Source organism: Mycobacterium sp. SMC-4 (assembly GCF_050205565.1).
In the GTDB taxonomy this organism is placed as follows: domain Bacteria; phylum Actinomycetota; class Actinomycetes; order Mycobacteriales; family Mycobacteriaceae; genus Mycobacterium.
Window position 1 is genome coordinate 410,820 of record NZ_JBNMQU010000001.1, and the last position, 17,702, is coordinate 428,521.

The following is a 17,702-nucleotide window of genomic DNA, read 5'->3' on the forward strand; positions in this document are numbered from 1 at the left end:
GCTGGGGAAATATGCTCGAGTCATCGAACAATCGCCTGAGCGGCGGCCCTAGTTACTTCATGACCGAGGAGAAGGGGGACGTGTGGATCAGATCTTCGGTCTCGACGACAAGCAGTCGAGTCTCCTTCTCGACATAGTGGCTCGGCGCAATCCTCGCCTTTATGAGCGCCTTCGGTATGGGAGCGCGGTGTCTCGTCTGGACGCCGACGAAATCGTCAATGCACTGGGTGACGAACTGACGGCCAATATGGGCGACGACTGGGAGCCCACAAAGTACGGTCTGGCGGTAAGCGCTGTGCTGGCGCGCTTCAACGCGGCGAGAATCGCTGAATGGCCCTAACGGAGTTGGGAATCAATGGACTGTTGGTGCAGTCGGTGCTCATTGAGTACACGGTCGTACTGCGGTTGTCTCAGGGTCACTTCCTCGTGATCGAGTCACCGTTCACGATCAGCGCCCACGGCCGGACCACGAGGTTGGTACCGGACGAAGACGCCGAGGCGGCTTTTTGGCCGGTGCGGCAACTGACGGCGCAGATGATCGACGAGGCCTTCGCGGACAGCACGGGGTCGCTGGTGGTCTGCTTTCGTGACGGCACACGAATCGAGGTACCACCGGACCCTGCGTACGAAGCCTGGAATGTGTCGGGTCCCGGTGGAGCGCTCGTGGTGTGCACTCCGGGCGGAGAGCTGGTGACCTGGAGCGCAGGTTCAGAGTGATCGAGTACGCGAAGTTCCCGGGCCTCGCTGGCGTCTATCTCGAGGACAGCTATGTTCTCGGGATTTCCGAGTTACCTGGCCGCCTCATTTTCACCCTCGATGCGGTCCTGACTCCTGAGAGCCCGGCGTACCGTGAGCCACGGCAGGATGAGCAGTACTGCTATGCACCTGCAAGCCTTGTGTTTCCGGACGTCGAGCGGATCGAGTGGATCGCCAGATCTGATCGCTACTTCACCGATGCGGCAGGCGAGAAGGATCTCGGCAATATCGATGTGCTGGGCCGGGCTGTTGATTGGTTTGTCGCGGAGGGCGATTGGGGTCGTGTCCGCGTGCAGGGAGCCGCGCCGTACGTCGAACTGGAGGGATGACGTTGACGTCTCGGGATTGGGGTCCAATCACCGCAGACCAGGCGGATCTCGTGCGTGTCATCGTCTCTGCCGCAGGGATTCCTACTGCCGATGCACTGCTAAGTCCTCTCGACGGCGCGTTGGTTTCCGCTTCGGCGCCTTGGGTTCTCGAAATCAAGGGGTCTGATCGGTCTGCTCCTGTACCTCTGCCGAATGTGCCCTTCCCTGCGCGCGCCTTCGTGTCAGTTGGCGACGACTATCGCGGAGAAATCCTCGTCTGGATCACCGACGGCCAGGTATCGGGTTTGGAGTACGCCTGGGTCGGTGACGAACCTCCAACCAGATGGCCCTGGCGCGACGAGGTGGATGTAGTGCCGTACAGCAGAACGCCCGGTAGTAGTTGAAACATACGGCGCTCCAACAGGTCACAGACTTTCGCCAGCGAGGAACACTTTGATGGAATCCGAAGAACGACGCCTACCCGACATATCGGTATACCTCGACTTGATCGACAGCTTCATCGATCGAGCGATATCCGCTGCGGCATTCGCAGAAAGGTTCCTCAAGGCATTCAAGGCTGAGCGACGCACACTCGGAAAGCCTGTCTATCCGATCCTGCAGGAATTGTTCGAAGACGCCGACGCTCACGTCGTCGATCCGAACCTTCGGACCGACCCAGCCGACATCGACGACGAGCGGCTACTCGAATGCGCGCTGCGCGCCAGACGCGCACTGAGAGACATAGGGTTTCAATAAGGCTGATCGATCCAGCTCACACCCAGGTGGTCGTCGGTCACCGTCAGATGAGACCCAGGCCCTGCGCGAGCCAGAGTCCCGGAACGAACACAACCAGAGTCAGCGGAGCGGCGATCAGACCAATCAGCAAACCGCGGCCGATCTGTCCCGCTGTTCCCGGCCGCGAGTTCAGCACGCCCGCTACCACGAGATCAATCAACAACAGGGGCAGAACGTAGATCGTCAGCAGGAACCACGGAAGAACTGTCCAGAGTGCGAACTCGACGACGAGGATGTTGACGAGCGCAGACAGAAATGTGACGGGGCTGTACCCCGGCTTGAGAGCTTGTCGTTCAGACTGGTTCGTCATCGAAGCATCCAGAGTGCGTAGGCCGCTACACCGACGAGGACGACCGCGTACGCCCCCACAACGCTCACTGCGGCACCCTGTGCGTGCGCCGTCACTGATCGGGCGAGAACGCGTGCGGTCACGGCGCAGACAGGGAGGACGGCCGCGAGACTGACAAACATGAGAGGGACTGCGTCGGATCCGGCCACCCATCTGCCGAATAGCCACGCAGTGACGATGACGAGCGCGAGGATCAGTTGGGTGACCAGAGGGGCTAGCCAGGTGGCGACGCACCAAGTGCGGGAATCCAAACCGCGGAGGCGGTTCAATGTCGTCATGGCGTTCGCCTTTCAGAAGTGAGCAACGCCCGGAGATCCGGCCGCGCGGACCCTGACCATTGGTCGCCGGGGACGGCGGCCTGGACCGCTGCGTGCAACTCCTGTAGCTGCGCGATGCTCCGGTCGAACTGCTGACCGGGCTGAGGTTCTCCCGACCCGAAAGCCGCACGCGCCCTGGACCACGTCGTCAGGAAACCGTCGAGCGCGCTCACCGATTCAGTTTATGGGCCTTTTGAGAGCGGCTTGTTCACCAATTCAGCGCCGGCTGAATGGTTCCTCGTGTGCGGCTATCCCCATGCGCCTTGGATCGGTCGTCTCCCGAACATCCTGCGGCCAAACCGGATTCGTCTGGCTGCCAGGGGTTGTGTACGCCGATTGGCCAGATGCCGGCTACGCCCGGGCCGCAGTGAAGTAGTTCTCCGGCTTGATCCGCTTCTCCCCCGACCAGCGGTAGGCGACCAGCGATCCAGACTTCACGGCGCTGAAGTCGACGCAGGCGGTGTAGTCCGTCCAGTCCAGTAGGTGGCTCGGCTGCCCAGATCGCCAGTAGTGGCCGTAGAACACGGGCACCTCGTGGGAGTAGACGTACGAGCGATGCTCGGCCGCCAGCTCGAGGTCGGGGAGGTCCGGATAGGGCTGTTCATCTTCGGTAGTGAAGTTTCCACCGATCTCCGCGAGGCCACGCAAGGTCGTCGCGTCGGCTTTCCACCAGCTCAGGCGGGCCCGGTTCCGGAGGTGGCCGTCCTTGTCGAGGTAGGGCTTCTGCCCGTGGTCGACGAGGCTGATCTCCGGCCCCTTCAGCAGGGTCTCCACAGCGGTGTAGACGGGATCGTCCGGGTCGGAGGCCCGCACCAGATGTTCGGTCGAGACGATGCGGTCGCCGCCGAGCTCTCGCCGCAGCAGCGCGATGGACTTCTCGTGCCAGCAGGCGTGCACGATGCGGATGTCCCCGAGATCGAGCCACAGCGGCTGGGTTTTGAACCACTCCAGGTAGTGCTTCCGTTGCTCCTCGCTCAGCTGCTCGAGAAAGGCCGCGTGCTGATCTTCGTTTTTCTTGGACCGCTCGGTCGAGTCGCCGTGCGGCCGGAGGTACTTGCCGGAGCCGTCGGGCCACTCGGTGGCGTACGCCATGGCGTTGAACTCGTGATTACCCAACACCATTCGGGCGCTGCCGGCTTCGATCATGGCTTCGACGGTCTGGAGCACCTGCAGCTGTTGCGGGCCGCGGTCGATCAGGTCGCCGACGAACACGGCCGTACGGGTCGCGTGGCGGTATGCGCCGTTCGGTCCGCTCGGCGTATACCCGAGTGCGTCGAGCAGCTCGATCAACTCGGTGCCGCAGCCGTGGACGTCACCGATGACGTCGTAGCCGGGAGTCTCGAGGTGTGCGGACATGGGGTCCCCCTTTCTATCGCCTTGCGGCGTCGTCGAAACTTTGGGTCGGCGGAGCATCCGCCAGAAGTCGAGGAGGGTGATTTCCCGTCGCGCGGGAGACATCCTCAAGATAGCAACACCCACCGACATGTCGCCGCTGCGGGTTATCCTGATGGCAGCTCACGAGCGGACGGCCGTTCGGGTACCTGGCCCGTCGTCCCGGCAACCGCGCGACCACCGCACGGTGCCCCAGGGGAAGAGCGGGCACGCGCCGGCGTGCAAGCGGTGGGCACCCGCGGGTGGTGTCGCCAGAGCGGCGAGCGATGACAGAGGATCCATTCAGTGCAATTGATGCAGCACTGCGCCATCGCCTTACCGAGCTTTCGGTGCACATCCCGTGTGGCGGTATCCGCGGTCCCATACGCCGAGGGACGTCGTTGCTGTGGCAGTCGTGCCGCTGCGAGGATTTCCCGGTGAAGTGGGATCGCAAGTGGGCTGTCGTGTCCCGGGACTTCGACCTGTGCATCATCTGCTTCCGGGCGACTACCGGCGGTCGGTCGCGGTGGTCATGGCTGGCATGCGAGGATTGCCGGTCCGTTAATAGCACGGCCTCCAAGGCGTGGGGGTTCACGCCATTCATGCTCGGCAGGCATAGCCTGATGACCGGCGTGGGTCCGACTCAACGCCGACCCTGACGTTCAGGAGCAGCAACTCGCACGGCTTAACGGCTTCGCGCCTGGCGATGATCGTCTGCGGGAGTGGCGGCGGCTCGAATACCCTCGGCTCGCAGCGTGTTTCGATCCACTGGCCGACGTTCCGCTACGGGTGTGGCAGGACGCGCACCCGCCCAGCCGGGATGCGTCGCGCGACGCGTTCGCCCGGCTGACCGGTCGCGAGTGACCGGTCAGCCGGGGCGCCGGAAAAGCTCCGCGCGCCGGCCACGTCCCCGGCTGGTGACGGTGCCGGTCGCTATGAGTTGGGGCTCCATGACGCGGCGGAACCAGTCCCGTTGCAGCGGCCGTCCGGCGACCTGTTCATGCGCGAATCGCAGCTCGCGGATGGTGAACCAGCAGTAGCCGATACGGGTCGGGTTGTCGACATAGCGAGGCTCGCAAGTGATCGACGGCGCGGGTGCGGATGTCAGGTGGTCGTAGCAAGGGCATTGACGCTGCGTTCACGTACGTAGGGCGGGGTTAGTTTCGAGACGTACTTGCACCGGCTTGGTGACCCGCTACACCGGCAGGTGTCCGGGGCGATCCCAGAATATTTCTGCGTCGTCATCGCACGTCTGAGCGGACCATCGTCCGAGAGGTGCGATTATTCGCTCATGCAACTCGTCGTACGGCTGCGTGGCGTCTTTGGGCGATGGCTGCGCTTCCTAGGCTTTTTGTTCATTCTTCGGCTCTTGCTTCTAAACGAAGAAGAAGAGGAGGAGATGGACGGCGACTTCGGCAGTGCCGCTAGGAAGCCGCCGAAGCCAATTGACCTTGCGAACGCTTACGACTCTAGGTATCTGGGCATCGTGGACGACGCGATTGTTCGTCATAGTCAGCTAGCCGCGCGCATTCGCGTCAGATACCTAGCTTTCGTCTCACTATCAATTGTCTCGGCCGCCGCAGTGCCTGTTGTGATCTCAGCGGATCTACCAGGTTGGATCGCTGCTCTGTTAGGAGCTGTCACCGCAGCTTCTCAAGGGATTCAGCAAGTGCTTCAGGACGGTCGGCTGGCAACCGCACACCACTCGTCCGCTCGACGCCTAAGCGATGCCCGTCGACGTCTCCTCACGGACCTGAGGCACGACGAAGAAGATCTAGCATTTGAACGGTTCGTGGAAAGGTGTGAAGAGGCCATTGAGACCGACATGGCAGTCTTCGCGAGCGCCCTTGAGTCCCTCGGACGTGAGGGCATACCGGAAAAGACCTCAACGCCCGAGCCGGAGTCCACAAACTAGTTGTGGCTCACGCCCGATTGCGCGCGGGGTCCCGACAGCCGTGTCGGCCTCCTCCCTTGTGCAGTCACCTACTAGCTGACGGGTACGGTCGGCTACGAGAACAAGGTCCGTCCGAGGGGAACAAGCGACTCGTGAGTAAGTCACTGCTGGAACAGCTGCCAGCCATTGTCACGGCAGGTAAACGGCAAGCGGCCCAGATATTGGATCAGCTGGACGGCGCGAACCGTGTCACTCTCCAAACCCGAGAGCTCGTAATTCCGGCTAAGGACACCGCCGCCACTGACCTATTCGCTACGCCGCCGGGGTCCACGTCGTCGGGGTCACCCTCGAATCAGCTGAATCGGCTGGTCTACGGTGACAACCTCTTAGCCATGGCTGCACTGCTCGCGGGCGACGACGACCATCCGAGCCTGCGTGGCAAAATCGATCTGATATATATCGACCCGCCCTTCGATTCCAAAGCCGACTATCGTTCGAAGGTGACGTTGCCTGGTGTGACTATTGAACAAAAGCCGACCGTGTTCGAGCAGTTCTCGTATTCCGACACTTGGTCGGAAGGTACGGCCTCTTACTTAGCAATGATCGTGCCGCGAATAGTATTGGCACGCGAGTTGCTAACTGACCGGGGGTCTATTTACGTTCACCTTGATTGGCACGTCGGGCACTATGTCAAACTCGTTCTAGACGAGATTTTTGGAAAACAGAACTTACGAAACGAAATCGTGTGGACATACTTCGGCCCTGGAAGCCCTGGCATGCGTCAGTACAATCGCAAACACGACACAATCTTCTGGTATTCGAAGACCGACTCATGGATCTTCAATGTCGATGCGATTCGTGAAACACATAGCGAGAAAACGCGGGGGAACTTCAAACAGGGCCTTGCAGGGTCAGGATTCTTAGTTGAGGGCTACGAGCTTGCTTCGGGAAAAATTCCTGAAGACTGGTGGACTATGGCGATCGCGGGGCGCTATCCAGTAGACGGTAAGAAGCGAGTGGGTTACGCAACAGAAAAGCCTTGGCCGCTCATTGAGCGGATCATTAGAGGAGGCTCGGACAACGATTCGATCGTTGCCGACTTTTTTGGCGGCTCGGGCATCGTCGCGGCCGTAGCAGAAGCTAATGGGCGACGATGGGTCACCTCTGATCTGGGTAAAGCATCAATAATGGTTATTCGCAAACGCCTGATCGATATTGAGGCTCGCCCGTTTGTCTACCAGGCAATTGGCGATTACCAGATCGAACAAGCCCGCTCGACGCTCGGTCGGAAGTTCCGCATAGGAGACCTGGCAAAGGTTGTATTAGAGCTCTTCGGGGCACTTCCTCTGCCACCCGAAGAAAATGTGAACAGCAGCTTGGGCAGGTTGCCCCACACGAAAACACTTGTGTTGGTAGATAGTCCGTCGAAACTGACAACCATTTCGACTTTGCGGAAGGCCCAGGGCTTCCGAGACGGCAAGCTCGGGGGCTTCGACAAGGTCATCGTTCTGGGCTGGAACTTTTCAGCCGGCATAGGGCAGGACATCGCGGCGCTGGGAGACAACAAACTCGAAGTCCTAGTCATCCCCCCCGACTTGTTAGACCGACTAAAGAAGAGAGGCGTTGAGAAGCTTGCGGGTGCAATTCGCTTCTCAAGCTTGCAATATCTGCAAGCGTCGGTTTCGTCGCGGACGCGTAACGCGGAGGCCGAGCAGTTGAAGGTCACTCTGGAGAACTACATTTTGCTGTCGCCAGACGCGATCAACTTGGACGAGAAGAATCGTGGTTATCTACAAAAGGTGATGAATGCGGAACCTCTTTCGCTGATTGAATATTGGGCCGTGGACCCAGACTATGACGGTGAACTCTTTCGATCCGCGTGGCAGGACTATCGTGGCAACACGGACAACGATGGCGACCCGTTGCGTGTGGTCACGTCCGCTCAGCTAGAACTGCCGTTCAAGGACGGTCCGCGGACTGTCTGCGTTCGGGCGGTCGACGTATTCGGGTTCGAGTCCGAGGTCGTCGTTGAGAACGTTGCGCTCGCATGAGCGCGACATTTCCGCTTGCCGAGGGCCTGGCGAAACTGATTGGACCGCAGGTTTCAGACCTTGTAGACGGCCTTGAGCCCGAGCTGCTCGGGCAAGTGACCCCGGTAACGGCTGAATTGCTGCGGTACTGGTTTCAGCAGGACTATTGCGATGTTCGCGACCTAAATTTTCATGAAGGGCAGCGCGCAGCAATCCTGCACATCATTTACGCTCACGAGGTCCTGGCTGCCCGCACACTGTCCGACCTGTACCAGGCTGTAGCGGCCGAGGCGATGCTAGAAGGCGGCGTGCTGGGCGAGGTCACCCGTGACCGCCACAAGCATCCGAAGTATGCAGCGAAGATGGCGACGGGCACCGGCAAGACTTGGGTGCTAAACGCGCTCCTGGTGTGGCAATACCTCAATAAGAAGGCCAACCCCAACGACCATCGTTTCACGAACAACTTCCTACTCGTTGCGCCAGGTCTGATCGTTTACGACCGCCTGCTGGACTCGTTCCAAGGCAAAACGATCGGCGGCACACGGGACTTCACTACCAGCGACATATACCAGCAGCAGACATTGTTCATCCCCGAAAACTATCGGAACAGCATCTTCGGATTCCTCCAGTCGTCGGTCGTCACAAAGACTGACATTGGCCGGAAGGTGACTGGCGGCGGATTGGTCGCGATCACAAATTGGCATCTGCTCGCAGGCGTAGAGGACGAAAACTTCCTCGACGATGAGGCCGGTGACGACGTTGATGCGCCCGGCCAAGACATCGATCCAAAAGCCGCTGTCGAGAGCTTATTCCCGCTCACCCCAGGTACATCGACCGGGAATGCGCTTGATGTACTAGATCGTCGTTTCGCGCGAGGCGGACCGCTGCAGTTTCTGGTGGACCTTCCGGATCTGATGGTGATGAACGACGAGGCTCATCACATTCACGAGGTTCGCTCTGCTGGCGAACTGACCGATGTGGAATGGCAAAAGAGTCTGTTGGAGATCGCCGCAACAAAGGGGCCGAACTTCATCCAGGTCGACTTCTCCGCCACCCCGTACAACGAGGTTGGAGCGGGGAAAAAACGGAACCGTCAGTGGTTCCCGCACATCGTTGTTGATTTCAATCTCGCGTCGGCGATGCGACGCGGGCTCGTAAAGTCGCTCGCCTTAGACAAGCGCAAGGAAGTGGCGGCTCTTCCGTTGGACTTCAGAGCCGAGCGTGACGACACAGGGAAGGTCACCGGTCTATCGCAAGGGCAGCGAGTGATGTTGCAGGCCGGGCTGGCGAAGCTCCGAATCTTAGAGAACCAGTTCGCAAAGTCCGATCCAGATAAGCACCCAAAGATGTTGGTGATCTGTGAGGACACGAACGTCACGCCTGTCGTCGAAGAGTTCCTGATCGCATCAGGATTGGGGGCAGACGAGGTGCTACGGGTCGACTCCGGACGGAAATCCGAGCTTTCTCAAGCGAATTGGGAACCAATCCGCGAACGACTGTTTGACGTGGACCGGCACAGAACGCCTCGGATCATCGTGTCTGTGTTGATGCTGCGCGAAGGATTCGATGTATCCAACATCTGTGTGATTGTCCCTCTCCGAAGCTCAAGAGCCCCGATTCTGTTAGAGCAGACTATTGGTCGTGGTCTGCGGTTGATGTGGCGAGGCGATGACACAATCGACGAAATGAAAGCCGAAACGCGGCAGCGGGTCAAGGACGGACTTGAACCGAACAACTACTTCGACGTGTTGTTCATCGTTGAGCATCCGGCGTTTGAGGCGTTCTACGACGAGCTAATCGCGGAAGGTCTCGTCGCTACCGTCGACGAGAAAGCCGACCACAAGAACCCCCGCGGCGACCTCGAAAGTGTCGATCTGAAACCCGGATACCAAGCTTTCGACTTCGAAATCCCGATCATGCTCCGCGAAGCCGACGAAGAACTGAAGGCACCGAGCCTCGACCCGAACACGTTGCCGCCTTGCAAGTATCCGCTCGATTTTTTAATCCGACAGATCGGCAAGGGTGATCAATTCGCCTCTCACGACCAGCAAACCGGTACTCAATACGGCGACTACCGTGTGGACGGCGGTATTCTAACGGCGACCGGCTACAACGATTTCTTGTCCCGGATGACGAACCGGATCACGCACGCGCTCGGGGCGAATCTCACGAAAAGTGCAGCAAAGTTCAAACAAGCCGCGCATTATCCGATCTTGCAGGCCCACCGGCCACTGCTAGCTGGCTGGTTGGACACTTATATTCGGAATCAATTGTTCGGGAAGACTTTTGATGTACACGCCGAAGAGAACTGGCGAGTTCTCATGGTCGACGACGTAGCGCAACACATCGCCGCCGTATTCGCCACTAAACTTACTGAACTTCAAGAGTCGGTGACTGCCGCCGAAGCTGAGGTCCGACACGTTCTTTTCTCTGAGGTGAAGACGATCCCGGTCCGTTCGACGTCGTGTGAGCCGGTGAGGAAATGCATCTATCCGAAGTTGCCGATACCAACGAACAAGGGTGGGCTTGAGCGCCGGTTCATCAAATGGGTCGACAGCGACACGAAGGTCGAGGCGTTCTGCAAGATCCACGAACATCGGCATGACTTCATGCGCCGTCCCTACCTGAAAGCGGACGGGATGCCCGCGCAGTACTCCCCAGACTTCATCGTTCGCACCGAGGATGTCATCTTCGTAGTCGAGACCAAGGCGCAGGCGTTTCTATCGGACGAAAACGTTCGTCGTAAACAGCGTGCGGCGCTCGCCTGGGTCGAACAAATCAATACCCTTCCCGAACACCTTCGGATGGACGTGTCTTGGTCCTATGTGCTCCTCGGCGAAGACTTCGTTAAGAGTTGGGAATCGAAGGGTATGCGCGCCTCCGAGGCTCTAGAAATGGCTCGCTTGCGGCGTCCCGAAGAGCCCACTCAATCGAGTTTCTTCTAAGCACTCAAGGGATTCGCCGCACGACCTGACAGTGGTCAGCACGTTGCGCAAGCCCTCTCATTTCCCACGTCGCACCACGCTGACTTGAATGCACAAGTCAAACAGTGGCGAGTCCCTGATACTGAGTCCACCAGATCTATACCCGTGTTGTTGGTCCACTGTTGCGAGAGGTGAGGGCAGAGTGATCATCGGGAGGTCACATGCCCCGTCAGTATTCATCGTCGGTGCGCCGGCAAACCGTTGCGCGGCTGCGCTCAGGTGAAGCAGTGACGCCGGTGACTGCCGAGACCGGAATCTGCCAGGCGACGCTGTTTCGGTGGAAGCGGCAGGCGCTAATCGACGCGGGAGTCATCGAGGGCATCCCCAGCGTGGAGGCCGACGAGCTGGCTGCCGCCCACAGGCGCATCGCGCAACTGGAGGCCGAGTTGGCATTTACCCGCGATGCGTGCGAGTTGTTTGACGAGCAGGCGGTGGTGCCCCCAAAAACGCCGACGCGCGATCGCTGAAGGACTGATCGCGCGAGGGCATTCCGCTCGATCAGCCTGTCGGATAACCGGATTAGCCCGATCGCTGCTGCAGTACCACCGGCGGCGAGCCATCCCTGATCGCGAGGTACGGCGCGTGATCGTCGCCGATACGATCACGGAGATCCACCGACGTTCCCGCGGCACCTACGGACGCAAACGGGTCCGCGCTGCGCTGCTGGCCGACTACGAGATGAACGTCAATCACAAGCTTGTGCACTCCATCATGTCGGAGCGGGGTCTGTACGGGCTGCCGCGTCTTGGGCGGCGAAAACCGAACCTGATTGGTGTTGACACCCCCGTTGACCTCGTCAATCGGAGGTTCGCCGCCACGAGGCCCAACGAATTGCGTGCACCGACATCACCGAACATCCCGCGCGCGATGGAAAGGTCTACTGTTGTGCGATCCTGGACTGCTTCTCTCGGATCATTGTCGATCGCACCTTCTCGACCACCGCCGACACCACTTTGGGCAACAACGCGGTCAACATGGCCGTGACCAACAGAAATCGCAGTGGCCCAACGGTCCTCCATACCGATCACGGCAGCCAATTCACCTCCTGGAGCATTGTCAACGTCGGGTGAATCTGGACCCCTTTTCGTCGGTTGAAAGTGGACCCCCGTTCTAGGTTTGTTTGGTGGTTGTGGCCGCGGGGACGCGGCCGAGGTCTCGGTCTTTGAGTCGGTAGCTGTCTCCTTTCATGGAGAGGACGTCGGCGTGGTGGACGAGGCGGTCGATCATGGCGGCGGCCACGACGTCGTCTCCGAAGACTTCGCCCCATCGGCCGAAGGGCTTGTCGGAGGTGACGATCAGACTGGCGCGCTCGTAGCGGGCGGAGATGAGTTGGAAGAACAGATTGGCCGCCTCGGCTTCGAATGGGATGTAGCCGACTTCGTCGATGATCAGCAGTGGGACGCGACCGAGTTTGATGAGCTCTTCTTGGAGTCGGTCACCGTGGTGGGCAGCAGCGAGGCGGTCGACCCATTGGGCTGCGGTGGCGAACGCGACGCGGTGGCCGGCCTGGCATGCCCGGATGCCCAACCCGATGGTAGGTGGGTTTTTCCCGTGCCCGGTGGTCCGAGGAAGATGACGTTTTGCTTAGCGGCGATGAAGTCCAATGTGCCCAGGTGGGCGATCTGCTCGCGATTGAGTGAGCGTTGATAGTCGAAGTCGAATCTTCCAATGCCTTTCGAGCCGGGAATCGTGCTGCCCCGATGCGGCCCTCACCGCCGTGAGCCTCGCGAGCGGCGACTTCGCGTTGCAGACACGCCGCCAAGAACTCCTCGTGTGTCCAAGTCTCAGCGCGGGCCCGCTCGGCTAATCTGGGAATCGCATCAGCCAGCGAGGGCGCCTTGAGGGTACGGGTCAAAAACGCCAACTCCGCGCCGACGTCGCGGCTCATTGCCGCGGTGCGCTTGGCAGTCACGACGCGACCTCGCCATCGAGACCGAGAATGCAGTCGTAATCGGCTAGGTCCCGATAGTCCACTCCGCTGTCATCCGGCGGTGTCGCGGTGGCCAGCCAGCGCTGAGTGCGCAACCGTGCCGCGGCGGTGACGTGGGTGGGATCGCTGATCGTTTGGTGCGATGCCCAACAACGCTGGTGCTCGCCGACGAGGACCGCGTCGCAATGGATGAGCACCGTATGCAGGTCGGCGGTGACGGTGACCTTGCGGCCAATCACCGAGGGATGCACCGAGTAGTCGTTGGCGTCCAACCGCACGTAGTGGTCCCTGCCCAGCCGCACCGTGGTCGTCCAGCCAACCGCACGTAGTGGTCCCTGCCCAGCCGCACCGTGGTCGTCCAGCCAACCGCCGGCGGTGCTGGTGGCAACGCCACCATCGCTGCCGAATCGGCGGCCCATCGATCGGTTGGCCGGCACCCCAGACTGCGATGGGTCCGCGCGTTGGCGACCACTAACCACGTGGTTAGTTGTTCGTTGAAGTCGGTCGGTGAGCTAAACGACCGACCCGGCAGAAACGAGGTCTCCAGGTACCCGTTGGCCCGCTCGACCAGACCCTTGGCCTCGGGATCCGCAGGTCGGCACAGCACCACCTTGATGCCCAGCACCCCGCGGGAGCCGTTCATCGCCGTGGTCAGCTCCGGCTTGCCGGCCCGCCACTTACCGATTGCAGATTCGTTGTCCCACACCAAAGCCCGAGGAACCACACCCCATCCACGCAGCAGTTCCCAATGGCCACACAACAGATCCGGAGACTGGCGGCTCAGCAGCATCATCGCGGTAATCACCCGCGAGTACCCCGTGACCATTACCAACACCGGAGGCCGACCGGTCTGGCCATAACCCAAGGATGTCTACTGGCGGGAACCACAGATCACACTGGGCCAGCTCCCCGGCCAGATACTGCGTGCGCCCCGACGGATCCGGTGGCAGATACAGCGGACGCAACTCCCGGATCCGGTCCTTGAGGATCGTGATCCCGTACGCCCAGCCGATCCGCTCGGCGATCACCGTGGCCGGCATCCGCGAATACCCCCTGCAACAACTCCCGGATCTGTGGCTCAACCGCGTCGACCTTCGAGCCCGTCCTCGGCCGCTGATACTTCGGCGGCCCCTCGGCGGCCAGCGCTCGCCGCACGGTATTGCGGCCCACGCCCAGCACCCGGGCGATCACCTTGATCGGCATCCCCTCCGACCGGTGCAACCGGCGGATCTCAGCCCAATCCTCCACTGCCATCACATCCTCAGAATCAACCGAGGGGTCCAAATTCGGCCGACGATTAGGGGTCAGTGTTCACCCAACGCCGACAAGCTTCGGAGAGAACTTGCGGCGGTGGGGGCTGCTCGGCTCATTCGGCACCGTGGGCGACTGCTACGACAACGCCGCCATGGAGTCGTTCTGGGCACGGCTGCAGGTCGAGCTGCTCAACACCCGTAGATGGGCGACCACCATCGAGTTGACCGCGGCCATGGCTGATTACATCGACAACTTCTACAACGCAGAGCGCCGCCACAGCTACCTCGGTAACATCAGCCCCGCAGAGTGTTTGAGACACTCTGGACGTCCGCCTATTCAATCCCTCAACTCGCATGACCACGGCTCGAAACGGCGGGTATAGATGAGTTGGACTCATTCACTGGGAACACGCCAGGTGCTCTGCGAAGGCGAGGTCGGCCGCCGGGAATCAGCCGCTCTGGCTCGGCGGGTCCGCCGCGCCCGCTTCGAACAGAACAACACCTTCGACGACTTCGACTTCACCGTCAGCCCGAAGCTCCCGGCGGTGATGCTGCGCGACCTGGCCGCGCTACGATGGCTCGATGCCGGCGAGTCGGTAATCCTCTACGGCCCGGTCGGGGTAGGAAAACCCATGTGGCACAAGCACTTGGACATCAAGTCGCTCGCCAAGGCGGCGACATCCGCTTCGTCAAATGCTCCCGCATGCTCGCCGATCTGGCCGGTGGCCACGCCGACCGCACCATCGGCCAACGCATGCGCGAATACACCCGCCCACTCGTGCTGATCGTCGACGATTTCGCAATGCGCGAGCACACCCCCACCCAAAGCGATGATCTCTACGATCTCGTCTCCGATCGAGCCATCGCGGGCAAACCGCTGATCCTGACCAGCAACCGGGCCACGAAGGACTGGTATCCGCTGTTCCCCAACCCGGTCGTCGCTGAATCGCTGCTCGACCGACTGATCAACACCAGCCACCAAGTCCTGATGGACGGCCCGTCCTATCGGCCCCGGAAACGACCCGGACCCGCCACCGCCTGACAACGCTCCACACTGCCCGTTACTCTCTGCTCAGCATGGCCCGAGCATGAGGAATTACGTGACGGCAACCCCTGAGGAATTACGTGACCGTCGGCACTCGCAACTCGCGCACCGTGTCGGTGAGCACCCCGTCGCGGACCCCGGTGTCAAACTCAGCCAGGTTGACCCAGCGGCGCAGTGATTCGTAGGACACTCCCAACCGTTTGGCCACTGCGGTGATGCAGGCCGTGCGGGTGTCGTACTCCTCGGCATGATCGGTGACCAACCGCACCGCCCGGGCCTTGAACTCGTCGTCGTACTTCCTCGGCATGATGCGAACAACCTTCCCTCGAAAGAAGGTGTGCATCAAACCCGGGGTGGTTCATCAAGGCTCCACATGTCATCGCCGCAGAGGGTCATTGACCCAACTACGGAAGGTCGGGCGACGCCGCCCGGATTACGTCCCACCACGTCACGACAAGCGGCGCCCCGGCGCGGACGTTCGCCGTCAGTAGCCTCACGTCGATCGTGTCCGCCCACGAAGGCAGGCGGTCGACGAAATCCAGCTCGGCGAGAAAGTAGAGCTCGCCGCGAGGACCGGGGTAGCCCGTTGCGGTCAAATCGGCTGCCGTCACAGGTCGCCAGCGCATGATCTTTGCAGCTGAAACCACGCGCAATTCACCGCCCCAGTTCTCGTAGAGGAGAAGCAGCTTGGCGCCGAGCTCGCGCCCGCCGATCTCGACAGCTCCCGTTCGATCGCCAGCGCGAATGTTGTACTGCCGCAGTCGCTCAATCCACCGACGATGTTCAGGGCTTCGAACAAAGCCCAGGAGCACGTCGGTGTCGGCTGGAGGTTCATCCAAGAAGTCGGTTGTGAGTGATGACGCGAGGGTGGGCTCACCCGGTCGGTGTACCGTCGCGCTCCAGAAGCGGTGCCGCTCGTCCCGCGTGACCTGGCTTGCGACATGTGAGAGCACGTCGCTCAGGAATTGATCGAGCGCCCGCGACGATGACTGGAGCCCATCGCTGTTCGGCCTGAGTGGGAATGCGCCGAGGCCGGGCAAGATTTCTTTGAAGCCTGGATGGCGTCGGACGTCTTTGATCTCTGATCCGGGGTAGAGCACATACGCTCCTGCCGTTCGCGCGATCGCATCTCGGTAGGCATGCATCTTGAGGAGGTCGTCGCGCTTGGCGCCACCAGGTGTCGGCAATCCCTCCGCCGGTTCCAGCGAGTCAGGACCCAGAGATAATTGCGCAAGCAGGTTGTCCACGCGGTACTTCGCGTCGAAGTGCAACCACACTTCGAGCTCGTGTGCTGGCACGCTAGACGGTGTGCTGTCTTCTGGTCGGATGCACACCGAGCAGTCCGGCCGCATCGCTTGACTCCATGACCCTCGCCTGTCGTCAGCTCCTGCGAAGGTTCGATTGAAATAGGCCTCTACGTTGAGAGTTCGGCCCCCGCGTTGAACTGTCCACGACAACTTCGATTTCCGGCCTGCCCGCATGGTGACAGACATGCCGTCTCCGGCGACAGCGAATGCGCGCGGCGTCTGGTTAAGCCCGCACACGCGTCCCAAGGAATCCACTACCGCGAGAAAGCACCAGAACTCATAGAGCGTCGCGATGTTGCGTTGCGAAGCCGCGAAGACGTCGTGCATATCTTCGCGATCGATCCGCAAAGTGGGGCCCGATTCGGTCATCGCGAAGATCCGAAAGACCTCGCGGTACCCCGCGCGCTTCAGTAGCACCTGGTCTGAGGTTGGCATTCTCCGCAGCGAGTTAACCTCTCGAAAGACTGGATGCGCTAAGTACTCGTCGAGTTGCGCACCCACCTCAGCAGCGACCTGTTGGCCTCGCCGCAGCGGGCCTGATTCGACACTCCGCGAGCTTTGAGACAGCACATCGAACAGCTCCAGCGCGATGGTCCGCCAACGTTCCAGTGCGAACTTGACGAACTGGTTCGCGGGGTTGTCGACGCTCGCTTCGGCGCGGTTCCGAATCAATACAGCCGGTAACGACGCGATCGTGGCCGTCCCGCTCCGCCACGGTACACGCGGACCAGGAGCCCGTACTGCATGCCGAAATGCGGTACCCGCCGGAAATGGTGAGCCGATCGGGCGGGGCTCCCGCTCCGTCACCCATGTGCGGTGTGGTTGTGAAGTAACGCGGGCAATCGCGGCTTCGAATGTTGGATCCTTCAGATATGCCGCAATCATCGCAAAGCGGTGGTACAGCAGTTCGGCCGGTAGATCGCTCGGCGCAAGGCCCACCATGGTAGGGGCGAAACCCTGCAAGACTGCCTCAGCCGCGAACGATGCTATGTCGGTGAGCATTTGGCGATACTCGGTTTCGTGGTCAATCTTGACCGCAAGGACCTCAATATCGGCGGTCCGTGACAACCTCGTTGTTGAGTCAATGACTTGGACCCGGAGACGCCCAACGGCCTGCCCGGGACGTAGTCGTCCTCGCATGTAGCTTGCATCGTCGGGATCAAACAACTCGCGCGGTTCGATCTCCACACGCGCTGCGTCCGCGATCACCTCGTACCGGTAGACCTCACCTTCACGCAGTCCGACCTCACAGCCGGTCAGGAGTGTCAGGCCTTGGCGCCCCGGCAGGTTGGTGATAATCAGTTCACCTGCGTTGTGACCGTCGGCGTCTCTAAGCAACAGCCGCGTCGAATCCGCTGTCATA

16 protein-coding genes, 4 pseudogenes and 1 riboswitch are annotated in these 17,702 nt (G+C 60.8%); of the genes and pseudogenes, 12 read left to right on the plus strand and 8 right to left on the minus strand.

The features are described from left to right. Positions 1-82: 82 nt before the first annotated feature. The 4 genes from ACQI46_RS01970 to ACQI46_RS01985 all read left to right on the plus strand — a co-directional run bounded on the left by ACQI46_RS01970 (position 83) and on the right by ACQI46_RS01985 (position 1,820). Entirely contained in the window at positions 83-340 is a 258-nt protein-coding gene (locus ACQI46_RS01970; protein ID WP_427092255.1) for a hypothetical protein, read from the plus strand. After that, complete coding sequence (locus tag ACQI46_RS01975) at positions 331-717, plus strand: DUF6188 family protein (RefSeq protein ID WP_427092256.1); 387 nt, start codon at positions 331-333, stop codon at positions 715-717. The genes ACQI46_RS01970 and ACQI46_RS01975 overlap by 10 nt, the downstream gene beginning before the upstream one ends. Next, complete coding sequence (locus ACQI46_RS01980; RefSeq protein WP_427092257.1) at positions 714-1,085, plus strand: hypothetical protein; 372 nt, start codon at positions 714-716, stop codon at positions 1,083-1,085. The genes ACQI46_RS01975 and ACQI46_RS01980 overlap by 4 nt, the downstream gene beginning before the upstream one ends. A 435-nt stretch (positions 1,086-1,520) precedes the next feature. Beyond that, positions 1,521-1,820 (plus strand): colicin immunity domain-containing protein, encoded by a 300-nt coding sequence (locus tag ACQI46_RS01985; protein WP_427092258.1) that lies wholly within the window; start codon positions 1,521-1,523, stop codon positions 1,818-1,820. 43 nt (positions 1,821-1,863) lie between these two features. On the opposite strand, the gene ACQI46_RS01990 is transcribed toward ACQI46_RS01985, so the two are convergent. The 4 genes from ACQI46_RS01990 to ACQI46_RS02005 all read right to left on the minus strand — a co-directional run bounded on the left by ACQI46_RS01990 (position 1,864) and on the right by ACQI46_RS02005 (position 5,004). Further along, positions 1,864-2,169 (minus strand): hypothetical protein, encoded by a 306-nt coding sequence (locus ACQI46_RS01990; protein ID WP_427092259.1) that lies wholly within the window; start codon positions 2,167-2,169, stop codon positions 1,864-1,866. A gap of 313 nt (positions 2,170-2,482) precedes the next feature. Beyond that, the gene (locus ACQI46_RS01995) at positions 2,483-2,698 is read right to left on the minus strand and encodes an EspA/EspE family type VII secretion system effector (protein WP_427092260.1); all 216 of its coding nucleotides are present in this window, start codon (positions 2,696-2,698) and stop codon (positions 2,483-2,485) included. 178 nt (positions 2,699-2,876) lie between these two features. Next, positions 2,877-3,881: a metallophosphoesterase gene (locus tag ACQI46_RS02000; protein ID WP_427092261.1), complete on the minus strand. Its 1,005-nt coding sequence runs from the start codon at positions 3,879-3,881 to the stop codon at positions 2,877-2,879. 157 nt (positions 3,882-4,038) lie between these two features. Further along, positions 4,039-4,151: riboswitch (SAM riboswitch) on the plus strand. Between the two features lie 613 nt (positions 4,152-4,764). Beyond that, positions 4,765-5,004: an NrtR DNA-binding winged helix domain-containing protein gene (locus tag ACQI46_RS02005; protein ID WP_427092775.1), complete on the minus strand. Its 240-nt coding sequence runs from the start codon at positions 5,002-5,004 to the stop codon at positions 4,765-4,767. A 183-nt stretch (positions 5,005-5,187) separates the two neighbouring features. Between ACQI46_RS02005 and ACQI46_RS02010 the strand changes: the two genes are divergently transcribed. From ACQI46_RS02010 to ACQI46_RS02035, 6 genes and pseudogenes are all read left to right on the plus strand, one after another. Next, positions 5,188-5,811: an SLATT domain-containing protein gene (locus ACQI46_RS02010; RefSeq protein ID WP_427092262.1), complete on the plus strand. Its 624-nt coding sequence runs from the start codon at positions 5,188-5,190 to the stop codon at positions 5,809-5,811. Between the two features lie 371 nt (positions 5,812-6,182). After that, positions 6,183-7,841 (plus strand): DNA methyltransferase, encoded by a 1,659-nt coding sequence (locus tag ACQI46_RS02015; RefSeq protein ID WP_427092263.1) that lies wholly within the window; start codon positions 6,183-6,185, stop codon positions 7,839-7,841. Continuing rightward, on the plus strand, positions 7,838-10,765 hold the full coding sequence (locus tag ACQI46_RS02020) for a DEAD/DEAH box helicase family protein (protein ID WP_427092264.1): 2,928 nt from the start codon (positions 7,838-7,840) through the stop codon (positions 10,763-10,765). The genes ACQI46_RS02015 and ACQI46_RS02020 overlap by 4 nt, the downstream gene beginning before the upstream one ends. 200 nt (positions 10,766-10,965) lie before the next feature. Then, entirely contained in the window at positions 10,966-11,271 is a 306-nt protein-coding gene (locus ACQI46_RS02025) for a transposase (protein ID WP_427092265.1), read from the plus strand. Further along, a pseudogene (locus tag ACQI46_RS02030) lies at positions 11,207-11,488 on the plus strand (hypothetical protein); the annotation flags it as partial. The gene ACQI46_RS02025 and the pseudogene ACQI46_RS02030, both read left to right, overlap by 65 nt. A 161-nt stretch (positions 11,489-11,649) precedes the next feature. Continuing rightward, positions 11,650-11,874, plus strand: coding sequence for a DDE-type integrase/transposase/recombinase (locus ACQI46_RS02035; RefSeq protein WP_427092776.1), 225 nt, complete (start codon positions 11,650-11,652; stop codon positions 11,872-11,874). Positions 11,875-11,914: 40 nt separating this feature from the next. Here the strand turns inward: ACQI46_RS02035 and istB are convergent. Both istB and istA read right to left on the minus strand, forming a co-directional pair. Continuing rightward, a pseudogene (gene istB / locus ACQI46_RS02040) lies at positions 11,915-12,692 on the minus strand (IS21-like element helper ATPase IstB). 20 nt (positions 12,693-12,712) lie between these two features. Continuing rightward, positions 12,713-13,991 (minus strand): annotated as a pseudogene (istA, locus tag ACQI46_RS02045) (IS21 family transposase). A 148-nt stretch (positions 13,992-14,139) separates the two neighbouring features. Here istA and ACQI46_RS02050 point away from each other — a divergent pair. Both ACQI46_RS02050 and ACQI46_RS02055 read left to right on the plus strand, forming a co-directional pair. After that, entirely contained in the window at positions 14,140-14,370 is a 231-nt protein-coding gene (locus ACQI46_RS02050) for an IS3 family transposase (protein WP_427092777.1), read from the plus strand. After that, positions 14,371-15,029 (plus strand): annotated as a pseudogene (locus tag ACQI46_RS02055) (ATP-binding protein). A gap of 79 nt (positions 15,030-15,108) precedes the next feature. On the opposite strand, the gene ACQI46_RS02060 reads toward ACQI46_RS02055, so the two are convergent. Beyond that, positions 15,109-15,339: a transposase gene (locus ACQI46_RS02060; protein WP_427092266.1), complete on the minus strand. Its 231-nt coding sequence runs from the start codon at positions 15,337-15,339 to the stop codon at positions 15,109-15,111. Positions 15,340-15,436: 97 nt separating this feature from the next. After that, positions 15,437-17,701, minus strand: coding sequence for a DUF2357 domain-containing protein (locus ACQI46_RS02065; RefSeq protein ID WP_427092267.1), 2,265 nt, complete (start codon positions 17,699-17,701; stop codon positions 15,437-15,439). Position 17,702: the final 1 nt, after the last annotated feature.